The sequence below is a fragment of the Deltaproteobacteria bacterium genome, assembly GCA_030654105.1.
Lineage (GTDB): Bacteria > Desulfobacterota > SM23-61 > SM23-61 > SM23-61 > JAHJQK01.
In genome coordinates, this window is sequence record JAURYC010000239.1 from 1 (window position 1) to 14,450 (window position 14,450).

General features: G+C 49.6%; 14 protein-coding genes. All 14 read right to left on the reverse strand.

Annotated elements, in window-relative coordinates; all coding sequences use genetic code 11:
* Nucleotides 1-420: 420 nt before the first annotated feature.
* The 14 genes from Q7V48_10095 to Q7V48_10160 all read right to left on the reverse strand — a co-directional run bounded on the left by Q7V48_10095 (nt 421) and on the right by Q7V48_10160 (nt 14,384).
* Nucleotides 421-969 carry a 2-oxoacid:acceptor oxidoreductase family protein gene (locus Q7V48_10095; protein ID MDO9211080.1) on the reverse strand — a complete coding sequence of 183 codons (549 nt, stop codon included), beginning with the start codon at nt 967-969 and terminating at the stop codon, nt 421-423.
* A gap of 181 nt (nt 970-1,150) precedes the next feature.
* Complete coding sequence (locus tag Q7V48_10100; GenBank protein MDO9211081.1) at nt 1,151-1,741, reverse strand: cupin domain-containing protein; 591 nt, start codon at nt 1,739-1,741, stop codon at nt 1,151-1,153.
* A 231-nt stretch (nt 1,742-1,972) separates the two neighbouring features.
* On the reverse strand, nt 1,973-3,394 hold the full coding sequence (locus Q7V48_10105) for a CoA-binding protein (GenBank protein MDO9211082.1): 1,422 nt from the start codon (nt 3,392-3,394) through the stop codon (nt 1,973-1,975).
* A complete protein-coding gene (locus tag Q7V48_10110; protein MDO9211083.1) occupies nt 3,391-4,890 on the reverse strand; it encodes a tripartite tricarboxylate transporter permease in 1,500 nt (499 codons plus the stop codon). Before Q7V48_10110 ends, Q7V48_10105 begins: the two co-directional genes overlap by 4 nt.
* 2 nt (nt 4,891-4,892) lie before the next feature.
* Entirely contained in the window at nt 4,893-5,348 is a 456-nt protein-coding gene (locus Q7V48_10115; protein MDO9211084.1) for a tripartite tricarboxylate transporter TctB family protein, read from the reverse strand.
* 109 nt (nt 5,349-5,457) lie between these two features.
* Nucleotides 5,458-6,276, reverse strand: a complete 819-nt coding sequence (locus Q7V48_10120) for a tripartite tricarboxylate transporter substrate binding protein (GenBank protein ID MDO9211085.1) — start codon at nt 6,274-6,276, stop codon at nt 5,458-5,460.
* Nucleotides 6,277-6,681: 405 nt separating this feature from the next.
* Nucleotides 6,682-7,542 (reverse strand): SDR family NAD(P)-dependent oxidoreductase, encoded by an 861-nt coding sequence (locus Q7V48_10125; GenBank protein MDO9211086.1) that lies wholly within the window; start codon nt 7,540-7,542, stop codon nt 6,682-6,684.
* A 12-nt stretch (nt 7,543-7,554) separates the two neighbouring features.
* Complete coding sequence (locus Q7V48_10130) at nt 7,555-9,018, reverse strand: 4-hydroxyphenylacetate 3-hydroxylase N-terminal domain-containing protein (protein ID MDO9211087.1); 1,464 nt, start codon at nt 9,016-9,018, stop codon at nt 7,555-7,557.
* A 181-nt stretch (nt 9,019-9,199) separates the two neighbouring features.
* Entirely contained in the window at nt 9,200-9,751 is a 552-nt protein-coding gene (locus Q7V48_10135; protein ID MDO9211088.1) for a 2-oxoacid:acceptor oxidoreductase family protein, read from the reverse strand.
* Nucleotides 9,748-9,987 (reverse strand): 4Fe-4S binding protein, encoded by a 240-nt coding sequence (locus Q7V48_10140; GenBank protein MDO9211089.1) that lies wholly within the window; start codon nt 9,985-9,987, stop codon nt 9,748-9,750. Before Q7V48_10140 ends, Q7V48_10135 begins: the two co-directional genes overlap by 4 nt.
* On the reverse strand, nt 9,941-10,774 hold the full coding sequence (locus Q7V48_10145; GenBank protein MDO9211090.1) for a thiamine pyrophosphate-dependent enzyme: 834 nt from the start codon (nt 10,772-10,774) through the stop codon (nt 9,941-9,943). The genes Q7V48_10140 and Q7V48_10145 overlap by 47 nt, the downstream gene beginning before the upstream one ends.
* 95 nt (nt 10,775-10,869) lie before the next feature.
* Nucleotides 10,870-11,991, reverse strand: a complete 1,122-nt coding sequence (locus tag Q7V48_10150) for a 2-oxoacid:acceptor oxidoreductase subunit alpha (protein MDO9211091.1) — start codon at nt 11,989-11,991, stop codon at nt 10,870-10,872.
* A gap of 103 nt (nt 11,992-12,094) precedes the next feature.
* Nucleotides 12,095-12,931, reverse strand: a complete 837-nt coding sequence (locus tag Q7V48_10155; protein MDO9211092.1) for a peptidoglycan endopeptidase — start codon at nt 12,929-12,931, stop codon at nt 12,095-12,097.
* 538 nt (nt 12,932-13,469) lie between these two features.
* The gene (locus Q7V48_10160; GenBank protein ID MDO9211093.1) at nt 13,470-14,384 is read right to left on the reverse strand and encodes a TIM barrel protein; all 915 of its coding nucleotides are present in this window, start codon (nt 14,382-14,384) and stop codon (nt 13,470-13,472) included.
* Nucleotides 14,385-14,450 lie beyond the last annotated feature (66 nt).

Genomic DNA, 14,450 nt, shown 5'->3' on the forward strand with positions numbered 1-14,450 from the left:
CCACAGATAATTATTTTATTTTTCGTTTATCCTGATAATCTGTGTTTACCCTGTTAGATAGTAAACATCTAACCAAAAATATTTGAAATTTTGGTTTCAAATTCGAAATCCGAATATCGATCCGCCACGGCGGACTAAACAAATTCAAAATTCAAATATCAAAATTCCAAACTTTTTTGTTTAGATAATTCGAATTTTGAATCCGCCTTAGGCGGACTTGTTTCGAATTTCGTGCTTCGAATTTAGAATTTAGGCATCCCTTTCGGATAAATGTTAGAGCTAAATTCTCAGACTTTAATGTGTAAGAATCTACCAGGGTGAATCCGTGTCCAAAAAGGAATTTCCTATACAATTAAATTAAAAAACGTAAGGCGTAAGGGGCAAGGCGTGTGCATTTTTTACCTTTTACCTTTTACCTATTTACGCTTTGGCCCGTTCATGGGCCTCTTTTATGGCCGCGGCGTTGCCTGCTTTGTTCGACGGCACGAACTCTTTCATGGCTTCGATAAGCGAATCCACCGTGACCATCCCGGTGATCTTGGAAAAAGCTCCCAGGATGGCGGTATTCACGATAGGAGCCGTGGGAGAGCCTAACTTATATTCGACGGCGATGCGGTTGGCATCCACGGCAGCCACCCGGAATTTGGAAAAACGCCCAAATGTTTTGGGAGGGCGGTCGGTGTTGATGATGATCCAGCCGTTCTCCTTCAGCCCCGAATCTACCTGCGTGCTTTCGATCAAAGTGGGGTCGAGGATAATGATGTGGTCCGGTTCATATATAAAATTGCGGATGCGAATGGGCTGGTCATCCACCCGGGTGAAAGCGGTCACGGGAGCTCCCCGGCGCTCCACCCCAAAGGCCGGGAAAGCCTGGACGAATTTCCCTTCCTTAAAAAAGGCCGAAGCCAAGACCTCGGAGGCAATTACCGCCCCCTGCCCCCCTCGTCCATGAATCCTAATCTCTATCATGATTTCCTCTTTCAGATTTTAATAGGACGCAGATTTTCGCAGATTCACGCAGCAACAATAAAATTTAGAATAAAGAACCTTTTGCTCATGCTTTTGACTTTTTTCTTTTAACTTTTAATTTTTTCAAATCCTGCCGATCCGCGTTTATCTGCGTCCAAAATATTCTTGCTTATTGCCTTTTTCATTCTTCTGAATAGACGATAACAATCCCCTGGGCTTTCTTGCCCCTGAGGGCTCGGAAAGCATGGGGAACACCCGAGTCAAAATACAAACTGTCTCCCGAATCCAGGACGATTTCGTCCTGGTCGTAGTGAAAGGCCAACCGCCCCCTGAAAAGGAATAGAAATTCCTCACCCCTGTGATTCAGGAAGGTAAGCTCTTCTTTCTGCTTGGGCTCAAACTCCACCAGGAACGGCTCCATGTGTTTGGCATTTCTCGTGTAAGCCAAGGCTTCGTAAGTATATCCACCTTCCCCATGCTGGGCATACCTACGGCGAAAGGCCTTCTTTCTCTCATTCTTGCGCACCACTACCGCTTTGTCTTTCGATTCTTCCTCGCGGAAAAAATAGCCAATGGTCACATCCAGGGCTCTGGCAATTCGGAGAAGAGTGGCGACGGGAGGGGAAACGGCGTTATTCTCGATTTGCGATAAGAGGGCAATGGAAAGGCCGGTATTGCCGGCTACTTGGCGCAGGGTATAACGTTTCTGCAGTCGAAGGTCTTTAACCTTCTCCCCAAGCTTTAATTTTCGGACTTCTAAATCTACGTTCATGACAACTCTCCCTTTCCTCAATAAAATTTAAAATATCTCGATCGTCGAAGGGATCCGGGGGAGTTTCTCGGGGAAAAGTCACCCAGGTTAACTTTTTTTCTAAAATATTATAGCCTCAATTCCTTGTCAAGAAAATTTTAGCCAGAATAAAATAATTTTAATTCTACCAAACCGAACGATTTGCAAAGGCTAAAGGCGTAAGGCAATAGATGATGGACGATAGACGAGAAGTCAGCCTTTACCTCTCAAGAATTGGGCGTATTTATTTATTAAACTAACAACCCGTGAGGTCTGTTCAGGCCACTCGAAACAGGGGATCTGGGCTGATTCCAAGATTTCCATATTCGCGATAAATTCCCGGGAAGAAGCCCAGCAGATGTAGGTGGGCTTGCGAATTCCCCTTTCCTGCTGGCACCGGTGAACCGCGTCTCGAACCGCCGCTGATACTTCCCGCATCATGGCAGAGCGATGGAGCATGATGGGCACAATGATATCGATCTCAGGAGACTCATAGAAGGCTTCGATGCATTTCGGATACACTTCGACAAACCTGGGCCATATGGTAGTCATGTCTACAGGATTCTTGACGGTCGCGTAGGCCGGGACTAAGGGTTGCAGTTGATCCTGAAGGGGCGCGGAAAGCTCGGGAACGCTAAGCCCGTGCTCGGCGCAAAAATCCGTCAACTCGACTGCTGTTCCCCCTGAATTGGTGACGATCGCCACTCGATTCCCCGAAGGGAGGGGCTGCCAGGCTAAAGCTTTGGCAACCTCAACCATTTCCACGCCATTGCTGACCAGGATCATTCCAGATTCCTGAATAGCCGCATGCTGGGCGAAGAAAGACCCTGGAGGTGTGGCGGTGTGCCACTGAATCGCTCGCCTTCCTTCAGGGGTCCTCCCCTGCTTGCATACCACGATGGGTTTGCGGCGAGACGCACGCTTGGCCTCTTCAAAAAATGCCCGCTCCTCCTCGATGGACTCTAAATAAAGAGCAATGACCTCCGTTTCTGGATCCTGCCCTAGATAGCGCAACACTTCATCATCTTTGATATCACACTTATTTCCCAAACCGATAATCTTGGCAACTTTCAGATAATGATCCTGAGCTAAGGCGCAGACCGCCATCCCGTAAGCTCCGCTTTGCACCACGAAAGAAATTTTCCCCCCTCCCTCAGGCATGAGGACCGCAATGGAGGCGTTCAGACCGATATTGCAGTTTAAAATTCCAAAACAGTTGGGCCCAACTAAGCGAACCCCATGTTGCCGGGCTTTTTCGGCGAGCTGATCTTGGAGAGCCTTCCCCGCCGCTCCTGCCTCGGCAAAACCTGCCGTAATGACGATAGCTGCCTTAATTTTTTTCTGCCCGCATTGCTCAATGACTGGCGCCACGGATTCGGCCGGAATGATGATAAAGGCCAGGTCTACAGGGCCGGGAACACTCTTCAGGTCAGGGAAAGCTGGGACACCCAAGATTTCCTTTTCGTGGGGATGAATAGGATAAATCTTTCCCTTGTACTTTCCCAGAAGGTTCTTCAGGCACACGTAGCCCACTTTTCCTTCTTGGTTGGAAGCCCCAAAGAGGGCAATGCTCTGCGGTGTCAGAATTGCGTCCAAGGATTCGAATTGAGTTTCATCTTCCAGATGGCGGGTCACCCTAGGTCTCCTCCTTTGGGCCTCTTTTTCAATCCTGGCATTAATGGGGAAACCAAAAGAAATATGGAAACGATGAAAAAGACGAGCGAGATCGGCCGGGTCAAGAAAATCGCGAAGCTGCCATGAGACATAATCAGAGACTGGCGAAGAGCATTTTCCAGCAGCGGACTTAAAACGAAGGCTAAGATTAAAGGAGCCCCCTCATACTCAAACTTTTTCATCAGGTATCCCACGATCCCAAAAAGAATCATGATCATGACTTCCACTATATTATTATTCAAGCTATAACTCCCGATCAAACAAAAAAGGAGAATGAGTGGAAAAAGAATGGGATAGGGGATTTTTAAAATTTTCACCCAAATCCCAATCAAGGGTAAATTCAAAATCAGCAGCATGACATTCCCGATGTACATGCTTCCGATCACACCCCAGAATAAATCCGGATGCTGCTTCATCAATAATGGCCCGGGTTTAATACCATGAATCATCAGAGCTCCCAGTAAAATGGCCATGACCACATTGGCCGGAATCCCCAAAGTGAGAAGAGGGATAAAGGCGCCCTGGCTGGCGGCATTGTTGGCTGCCTCTGGAGAAGCAACTCCTTCGATGGCTCCGGTACCAAACCTTTCTGGATGCTTAGAAATTCTCTTTTCTACTGCATAGGCCCCAAAGGAAGCGATGACCGCTCCCCCCCCGGGCAAAATTCCCAGGAAAAAACCAATAAATGTTCCTCTTATAATTGCCAAGATAGAGTCCCGCCAGTCCCGAAGTGTAGGAAAGAGGTTGGATAGCCTGGTTTTAAAAATCTCCCTCTTCATGGGTTGTTCAATATTTAAAAGAACTTCAGAGATCCCAAAAAGACCCATGATCACGGGCACTAACCCCACTCCATCCATTAACGTATAGCTCCGATACGTAAACCTTTCTAAACCAGAAATGGTATCCGTTCCGATGGTTCCCAAGAAGATCCCCACACAGGCCATCATCAAAGCTTTAAACATAGAACCGCTGGCCAGATACGTTAAAACGGTCAGCCCTAGAAACATCAAAGTAAAATACTCCGGAGGCCCAAATCTAAGAGCAAATCTCGCTAAAGGAGGCGCAATGAGCATAATGATGATGACCGCCAGCGTTCCCGCAATGAAAGAGCCAAAAGCGGCGATCCCCAGTGCCGGCCCAGCTCTCCCTTGCCGGGCCATCTGGTACCCATCGAGACAAGTAACCACAGAGGCCGCTTCCCCTGGGATGTTGACCAGGATGGAAGTGGTCGATCCCCCATACATCGCTCCATAATAGATCCCCGCCAACATAATAATTGCGGATACTGGCGTAATATGGAAGGTGGAAGGTAAAAGTAAGGAGATAGTGGCAACAGGGCCAATACCGGGAAGCACCCCGATTAAGGTACCGATGAGGACCCCAATAAAACAGAAAAATAAATTGCCCGGTTGGAAGATGACCGAGAAGGCCAACTGGAGATTAGAGAGAAGGTCCACGACTAAAACCCGAGAATTCCCTTAGGTAGTTGAGTTTTTAACCACAGTTCAAATACCGCATAGGAGATAAAGGAAGCCAGTGCGCTTCCTCCGATCGATACAACCCACTTTTGGGGTTCAATGCCCCGAAAGAGAAAAATTAATAAGAGAAAGGTGGCCAACAAAAATCCAAGGATTTCCAGAAAGATGGCATAAGCGAATAGGGCAACCACAACCACGACCAAATTCTTCCATCTCTCCTTAGAATACCAAGATCCTTTCGCTTCTGGCGATTTGCTCATACTGGCCTTCAGGTAAGCTATGCCGGATAATATTCCCAGAATGATGCCTGACCCGAGGGGTAAAAATCCAGGGCCTGGATCACGCCAAGCCCCCAAAGGCAAGCGCATTGACTCAGTGCAAATATACAAGGCCAACAACAACCAAACCAAACTGCTCATCCGGTCATTCTTTTTCATGGCGTTCCAGTTCCCGGGAAAATAATGACCCCTTCAAAATTACCCCTCCTTGGCTCTCCAGCGGGGCGAGGCCTACCCCCCTCGCCCCTGGCTCAAAAGAAAGAGCTTTCTATTTAACCACGACCCCTAACTCTTCGGCGATCTTAAAAATCAATTCGTACTCTTTTTTCCATTGTTTGATAGTCTCCTCTGGAGTTAAGAATTCGGCCCAAATTTCAACCCTTTTTAAGCCTTCCATGATTTCTTTGGAGTAGCGTTCAGAAGCTTTTTTTTGGGCGATGTAACCTTTATCCACAATCTCTTTGGGTGTCCCTTTTGGGAAACATAAGGAATAAGTTGCACTCAAGACGATCGGATATCCAGATTCTTTGAAAGTGGGCACATCGGGCAGGCCCTCTAATCTTTGCTCTGCAGCAACAGCCAATATTTTGACCGAACCCGATTCTAAAAGACCGCCCGCCCCAGTAACAAAAGCACCGTCAGCATGACCGCCCAAAACTGCGGTCAACGCTTCGGGCGTAGATTTGAAAGGAACGTGGGTTAATTGGATATTTGCCTGTTTGCTAAGAGTTTCAATGACGAAATGGGCTGCGGTAAGTTTTCCGTAAGAGCCTACCGTCAATTTGCCGGGAGATTTTTTCGCGTCTTCTATGAAGTCTTTAAGAGTTTTCCATTTAGCATCGGCTTTCATGGCCAGCCAAATTGGCGTTTTTCCATAAATTCCGATGGGGATAAAATCGTCTAATTTGTAATCCAGTTTCTTCACAATGGGGGATAAAACAAGGGGGGTCGAACTTCCGACCAGCACTATATAACCATCTGGTTTGGCTTTGGCTACAAAGGCTGCTCCTAATGATCCACCGCCACCTGGTTTGTATACACTGATGAATGGCTGTCCTAAAAATTCAGCGATTTTTTCGGCCACCATCTTGCTTCCTAAATCTGCGGCCCCGCCTGGAGCATACGGCACAACCATATTGATTGGCCGGTTGGGATATTTCTCTGCCCCTTCGACAGGGCATATCATAGCCCCCATAATCAGAGAAAACGCAAAGAAAAACACGAATACTTTTCCCCCTCGGATTCCTTGATGCCCGCTTGCCATCTTTTCTTCCCCCTTTCTTCATTCGTAAATGAATCTTTATTTTTCTTTCTTCGAACCATTAATGTTGAAATGCAAGTTTTTTTAAATTGGGTTTTATGCTGGAAAAATGAAGGATGGGGATTGATGAATCGACCAGATCCCCCAAAGGGCTGCAGAATGAGCAGGGCTGCGTCCCAGAATATTCGCAAGCGATTCTCCTGGTGATCGATACGACCCAAAAAGTTCCTTTTACATCATGAAACGTCCGCCATTGACATCGATGACGGCACCGGTAATGTAGGAGGCATCATCCGAGGCGAGGAAAACCGCGACAGGAGCCACTTCCTCTGGTTTTCCCAGGCGCCCCAATGGAATCGCCTTGAGCATATCTTGGCGCTCTGCGTCAGCCCGCTTCCGCCATTTTTTCTCGATCCGCTCCCCACTTAGGATAACCCCCGGTGCCACAGCATTCACCAGAATGCCGTAGGGTGCAACCTGTCGGGCCAATTGGCGATTAAACCCCAGGAGTCCGGCCTTGGCGCTGGCATAGATAATTCCCGCCAGTTCGCTACCGCTTCGGCCGGCCTGGGAAGACATATTGATAATCCTTCCCCAGCGCTTTTTCTTCATTTCTGGGATGACGGCGCGAGAGCATAAAAAAGCTCCCGTCAAATTGATGCGCATCTCTCGTTCCCAGGCACTGACGTCGATGTCCTCCACAAGAGTCGGCGGCCCCCCTCCTCCCGCGTTGTTCACAAGAATATCGGTTGAGCCAAAAACCCGAAGGGTCTCCTCCACCATGCGGTGCACATCTTCTTCCGCGGCCACATCGGCAATAACGGCGATGGCCTTTCCTCCGGCGTTTCGGATCATCTCGGCAACGGTCCGCGCATCTTCTTCCCGGCCATTCACGACAACATTCGCCCCTTCTCGGGCCATGGCCAGGGCAATAGCCCGGCCGATCCCCCGGGAGGACCCAGTCACAATGGCCGTTTTCCCAGAAAGCCGCTCAGGGTTCATTTTGTGATCCGAATCCCTCATCGATCTTATGTTAAATAACTCGGGTGCTGCGGGTTGTTCAGCGCTCGGCTCGGCTTTTTCCTCACCCATCGACTTTTCCCCTTAGGCTTCGGCTTTTGCCTGGGATTCGCCGACCCCGGCAATATCCCTTGCCAGCTTCTTCTTAGCTTCCATATCCGTATATCTTCCGATCATCATTTTATTGGCAAAAGGAGACCCGGCCCCATGCATGCAAACCAGGAGGGTGCGGCCACAGGTCATCCGTTCAATCAGCCGGACAATCCGCATGCGGTCTTCGGTAGGCACATTTTCTACGCCCTTCAAATATTTTTCCAGCATCTTTCCTACTTCCGGATGGCGGTAGTCTTTCTCCGAGGGCATGGTGCCGAGAAGGCCGCCACAGATGTCCTGGGCCAGGCGGGCAATTTCATAAGGGAAGCGGGTTACGTTCAGCTTGGTGACATAGGCTAGGAGTTTGTTCATAACCGCTACCCCGGAGGGAGTCATTTCCCCTTGGGAAGAACAGGCCAGAGAGCCCTGGTACATGGTCTCATTCAGGGCACACATCTCGATGATCTTGTCCTTCACGTGGGAAGCACTGGCGATCCCGTTGTATTCGGCGATCAAAGCTGTGGCACCGATGAGCACATCCATTCCTCCGGCTGAGCAGGCCCCGTAATTCTGGCGGTGAAGGCCGGCAAACCGTTCCACGATTAGGCTGGCGAATTCCGTCTCGCCGCAGAGAAATACCTGCTCCCAGGGAACGAACACATCGTCAAAGAAGACCCACATGGCATAACGGCCATAATGAACGTTCCCCATATCAAATTGAGTCCCCTCTAAAAGCCGGTCATCCATGGAATGCCTTCCGAAAACATAGGTAATCCCTTCGGTGTCCACGGGAAGTGCAAAGGACACCGCATAGTCCTTATCTTCCGGTCGCAGGGAAACAGAAGGCATGGCAATGAATTCTTCGTGATTCAGAATACCTCCCTGATGGCTCTTGGCGCCCCGGACTACGATTCCATCCTTCCGCCTCTCGACAATCCGCAAATAAAGGTCGGGGTCTTTCTGCTGCCCTGGTTTCAGGCTCCGGTCTCCCCGGGGGTCGGTCATGGTGCCGTGGACCATGATGTCTTCCTTCTGTACCCGCTTCAGCAAATTCTTGAAACGCTCATGGTACGGAGTGCCGTATTTCTGGTCTGTCTCGTAGCTGACACTGTAAAGAGCATTGAGAGCATCCCAGCCCATGCAGCGCTGGGCACATTCTCCAGTTTTCTGAGACACAAAGCGAATGAGTTTTACCTTATCCATCAAATCTTCAATCGTATTGTGAATCGAGACGTATCGGTTGACCCTTTCGTTGACCAATGGCGAAGGGGTGGTGAAGAGATCTTGATACTTGGGATCGTTAGCATACCGAAAGGTCAAGGCCGCCCCGCTTGCCGATCCTTTGATCAGAGGATGATCGATCACATTCTCCTTTATTTGTTCTCCAAAAATGAAAACTTTTGGCTTCTGCTTGCGAATGCTATCCCAATATTGCTGCTCCGTGCGAATTCCCATAAAAACCTCCATCCTTTATTTTCCGGCGACGCAAATCACTGCCGTCGGGTTATCATTTCGGGCCAAAATCTCGGCCATCTTTTTATATCCCCTCATTTCAGAAAACTTCGTTTCCATGATCAAACTTTCGTCATAAAAGAGGCGGTATTTCTGGAAGGCTTTCCGCTAGCCTCTGTATGGCTTAAAGTCTTTCTTTAATCTTCATTCCTAATTCGAACCCGCGCTTCAGCGCCGCCCGGCTGGCCTCTAAGGCTCGAGCCGAAATCCGCCCGTTTAAAGTCTCCTCCAGAGCCTTCAGGCTAACCCAGCCGGTGACGGCCGACATGGCTCCCAGCATGATCATGTTGGCCACTACCCGATTTTTGAACTCTTCTTCCGCGATCCGGGTGGCTTCAATGGCCAAGACGGGGGGCGAATGATCGGGTGGGCAGGGAACCAGGGTTTTATCCACCAAGACGACCGTCCTTCCTTCTTGAACCTCCGACCAATATTGCTCTACAGCAGCGGGGGATAATGCTATAAAAAGGTCCAGGGCCATTGGCTTGGTGTAATCGATGGGTTCATCGCTGATGACGACATCCGACCGGCAAGCCCCGCCCCGGGCCTCCGGCCCGTAACTCTGGGTCTGGGCCACTTCTAAATCATCATGGATGCCGGCGGCTACAGCCAAAATCGTGCCCATGGTTACGACTCCCTGCCCCCCAAATCCGGCAATGCGAACCTCTCTCCTCATTTTCCCACCCGCAGGACGGTCAGGGCCAGATCCGGGCAGGTCATCTCACACAACAGGCATCCTGAACATTCCTTTTCGTGGCCAACTTCGGGCATCCGATATCCTCCCCGGCTGCGTTTCTCTCCCTGAGAAAACAACTTTTGGGGGCATACCTGAACACAAAGATTACAACCCTTACAGAATCGATCATCAAGGATGATCTTGGTTGTCTGCTGCTTCGGCCGGGAAACTTTCATAGAGGGTTTTACTGAACTCCTTCTTTTCCGTCAGGTGATGGATTTTGCCCACAATAATCCTTCCCCTTAAATCCTGGGCCGCAGTGCTCCTGGCTCGCTCGACCGAGATCGCTCTTTTCTTAAAAAGGGTCAGAAGCTCTCCCGGGTCGCTGGTTCCTTCCATGTATCTTCCGGCCTGCGTTGGGCACTGGGAAAGCACCTCGATAAAGGAAAATCCCGCATGCTCAATTCCTTCCTTGATGGCCCGGAGAAGTTGCTTCGGGTGGGCGGTCGTCCAGCGGGCCACGTAGGTGGCTCCAGCCGCTCGTGCCAGATCGCCGACGTCAAAAGGAAATTCAATGTTACCGTAAGGAGATGTCTGGGTCCGGCCGTGAAGGGGGGTGGTAGGAGCAACCTGTCCGCCGGTCATTCCATAGATTCCGTTATTCATCATGATGACCGTAAGGTCGATATTCCGTCTGGCTCCATGGATGAAATGATTGCCGCCAATCCCCACGCAATCTCCGTCACCGGTAAAGACAACCACCTTTCTCCGTGGATCTGTGAGTTTCAATCCGGTGGCAAAAGGAATGGCCCGGCCATGGAGGACATGGAGGACATCGGCCCGGAGATAAGTGGGCAACCACCCCGAGCAGCCAATCCCACCCACCAAAGCCAGGTCCGGGAAGATGTCCATCTCTTCCACTGCCCGCAAAAAAATATTTAATACGGTCCCATCCCCGCAGCCTGGGCAGAAGATCAGGGGAAGCGCGGCTTGCCGAAGGTATTTATCAGCTAAAGGATGCATGTCTTTAATAATAATTGGCCACAGAGGAAACAGAGATTTCAGAGAGTAAAATGATTAAATAACGGATTAAAAAAACCAGGAAAATTTTTTAAAACTTATTTGATTTTTTCAAAAATTTCCTGAGGCGTGTGCATTTCCCCGCCCAATTTGGGCATGGAAATGACTTCTGCTCTTCCGCGGGCCACCCTTTCCACTTCCCGATAAATCTTTCCCATGTTCATTTCTGGGACAATGATTTTTTTTACTCTTTGGCAAAGCTGATCGATGGCGGTTTCTGGAAACGGCCAGAGAATGCGCATTTTCAAGCATCCCGCTTTCACGCCTGTGTGGCGGGCTTCTTTGGTGGCCCGCAGCGATGGCCTTGCCGGGCTACCGTAAGCGATTACCGCCACTTCTGCGTCGTCCAGCCTATATTCTTCCACATCCAAAAGCTCCCGGGCATGGCCGGTAATTTTGCGGCAGATTCGCTCCACGAGTCCCGCAGAGACATCCGGCTTATGCCCGGCGCGGATTCCCCACTCATCGTGTAGTTGCCCGTCAACTAAAATTCCATACCCCTGATTGAAAGTCGGCATGCCATCTAAAAAACCCTGCGAGGTAGGGCGATAGGGTATGTAGTCCTTAATGGAGCTTTCCGGTTTTTTGCGTCGCACGACCTCTACCTGCTCGGGAATCCGAATTTTCTCCCGCGTATGGCCCACAATCTCATCGGAGAGAACCATGACCGGGTTGCGGTAAATTTCAGCCAGGTTAAAAGCCTTCACGGTCAGGTCAAAGGCTTCTTGGACGCTCGAGGGCGTAAGGGCAATGATCTCATAATCTCCGTGGGACCCATACTTGGCCTGCATCACATCCTGTTGGGAGGAAGAGGTGGGTTGCCCGGTGGAAGGCCCTCCGCGCATGACGTCGATTACCACAATAGGAGTATCCGTCTCCGCGGCCCAGCCGATGCCCTCTTGTTTTAGGGTGAATCCCGGACCGGAAGTGGCTGTGCAGGCTTTGGCTCCTCCCCAAGCCGCTCCCAATGCAGCGCAAATCGATGCGATCTCGTCTTCCATCTGTAAAAAAACTCCCCGCACCTGAGGAAGCATGCGGGCCATGAGCTCGGTAATCTCCGTCGCCGGCGTTATGGGATAGCCAGCAAAAAAACGGCAACCCGCGGCCATGGCTCCGCGAACACAGGCTTCGTTTCCATGAATGACCAATGTTTGCACCAAAAATGTTTTCCTTTTTTGAAATGAAATCGAATCTAAGAAAAATTATTAAAAGGATGGCTTACTATAGCAGGAAGGTGTTTAAGAATTCAATCCTTTTACCCCATCAGTTTCTACTTATTTCTTCCGCCTCAAGCCGTTCCTTAACCTCTTCGATCCGTTTCGCTCCGATGAACCGCGTTGAAAAATATCGGTTTTCGAAACTATTAACTTCCACCCGGTGTTTTCGCAGGGAGGTGTGGATGAACTGCCCATTCCCGATGTAGATTCCCACATGGCCGGGGCGACGGGCCTGGCCGCGCTTGAAAAAAACTAAGTCGCCGATGCGCAGTGCTTCCCGAGCAACGGTATAGCCGACCAGGAATTGTTCGCGGGTAGTGCGGGGAAGGTCAATATCAAAGATCCTAAAAACTTTTTGCACAAAAGCCGAGCAATCCATCCCGTTGATATTCGTCCCACTCCGGCTATATTTTAATCCCAAGAAAGCCTTGGCCACCCTGACCAGAACCTGTTGATCCTTCTCTTCAGCCAAAAATTCATTTCTTTTTACAACGACTTTCGCAACTTCGTCACTTACTTCTTTTTTCTCCTCTCTTTTTTCTTTTCCGTCTCCTTCAATTTCCTCCTGTTTTGCTTTCAGCGGTGGCTGAAGATAAATGATTTGCCCAGGTTTTAGCTTTTTCCCCTTTTTCTTCTCCGCGGCCGTGTCCCCAGGGTCTATCCCCGGAATGGCTAAACGTTGTCCTGCCCGAATTTTCGTGTCGTCCAGGTCATTGGCCTCCTGGATCTCTTCTACGGAAAGATGAAACTTTTTCGCGATGCTGTATAAGGAATCTCCTCGCTTCACAACATAGGTAAGGTCCGCCTTCGCCGGTGAAGAAGTCGCCAAGATAAAAAGGAATGGGAAAAAAAATCGCATGAGGAGAGAACATGGCTGTTTCATTCTTTGTCCTCCTGAACGGGATAAAAAAGATTGGCCCAAAACAAAAAAATTATAATGAAGAAAGGCCTAAATTACAACTTTTTATCTTTCCCGCTAGTGTCCTGAGTCAGAAATATGTTGACAAATTCAAACGTGGAGCCAGGCGGAAGAACGATGCGCGCCGCCAAAATCGGCCGGGAAATGGCTGATTTCATAGCTTAGGCTTCGTTTCCGCGAAGAAACCAGCGGGGCGACAAATTGAGGATATCCTTCGTGAATTTTTTAAGCAAGACTCGCCCCGCTCCTTCAAAGTGGAACCACCGCCTCATTTTGGCAAGCGCAGCGGTCTTTCGCCTGGCTCCCTGGAGTGGCTTTGACATGTGCTACCAATTTCTAACACGGTACACCAGTGTCCTGAGTCAAATATTCGTTGAACAAATCCTGCTCTCCCGCAGGCCATTTTGGCTTAGCTCAACCGGAGCCGGCCCGGGGGCCGGGCCACGACAAAGGTTGCCGGCAAAATAAATTTTAAAACGAATTTCTGACTCAGGACACTAGATCAGGTTATCCCCTGTTCTTTTAAAAATTCTAAACCCCGCAACAATTCTTCCCGGGTGGCACGATGATGGGTTTCTACCACCCGGATGGTATCGGGTTTTAGAAATTTTTTTATGAGGGCGTAATCTTCCTCTCCGCTCCCCGGCGCCTCATGGTCGTGATATCCCTTACACCCATGAAAGTGGACGCCAACAAGAAGGCCGCCGAAATTTTCTAAAAGTTCCTCCTGGTTCTCTATCCCCAGATTTTGCTGGGTCGTGGCATGGCCGATGTCGTGCCAGTAGCGTAAGGGGCTGCCAGTAAATTCCTTGAAAACGACTTTAAACTCCTCCAGGTTGGGAATGTCATGAATGTTGTACCGGTTCTCCACACCGAGGAGCACCCCCCTCTTCTCTGCCTCCCTGGCTAATCGGTCAAGGCTATGCATCGCTGCCTCAAGATGGGGTTGCCCTTTTCGGGCCCGAATCTTTTTTTGCTCCCGAATGAATTCTTGCGTCTCTTCGGTTTGGATTTTCCTTTGATCGTATAATTTCATCAAAGTTTCCATGGGACTGTCCATGGGAATTTTGCCCATATGCAGGATGATGGCCTTAACTTCCAATTCCTCTGCCCACTCCAGCGTACGCAAGGTATATTTTATCGCCAGATCTCGCTCTTCCTTATCGACTGCCGATAAGGAAAAAACATCGCCACTGGCTTTTTCTTTGGGAACCTCCTCGGGAACCGGGAAAAAATTATGCAAACTGATTACTACGATCCGTCTCTCGCGGCAAAGAGGCAAAATCTCTTGCAACATGGGCGAAGTGATCCGGTATTCCAATTCTACCGCTTCCACCCCTAAGTCCAGGACAGCGTTCATAACATCAATCCCGCTGTTGGAAGCTTCCGATCGTAAAGAAGTTGATACCCCTAACATGTTTTTCCTCTTTTATCCTTGACCAATTCATCCAGCCAGAACAGGTTCAGCTCAGCCAGTTTCCCC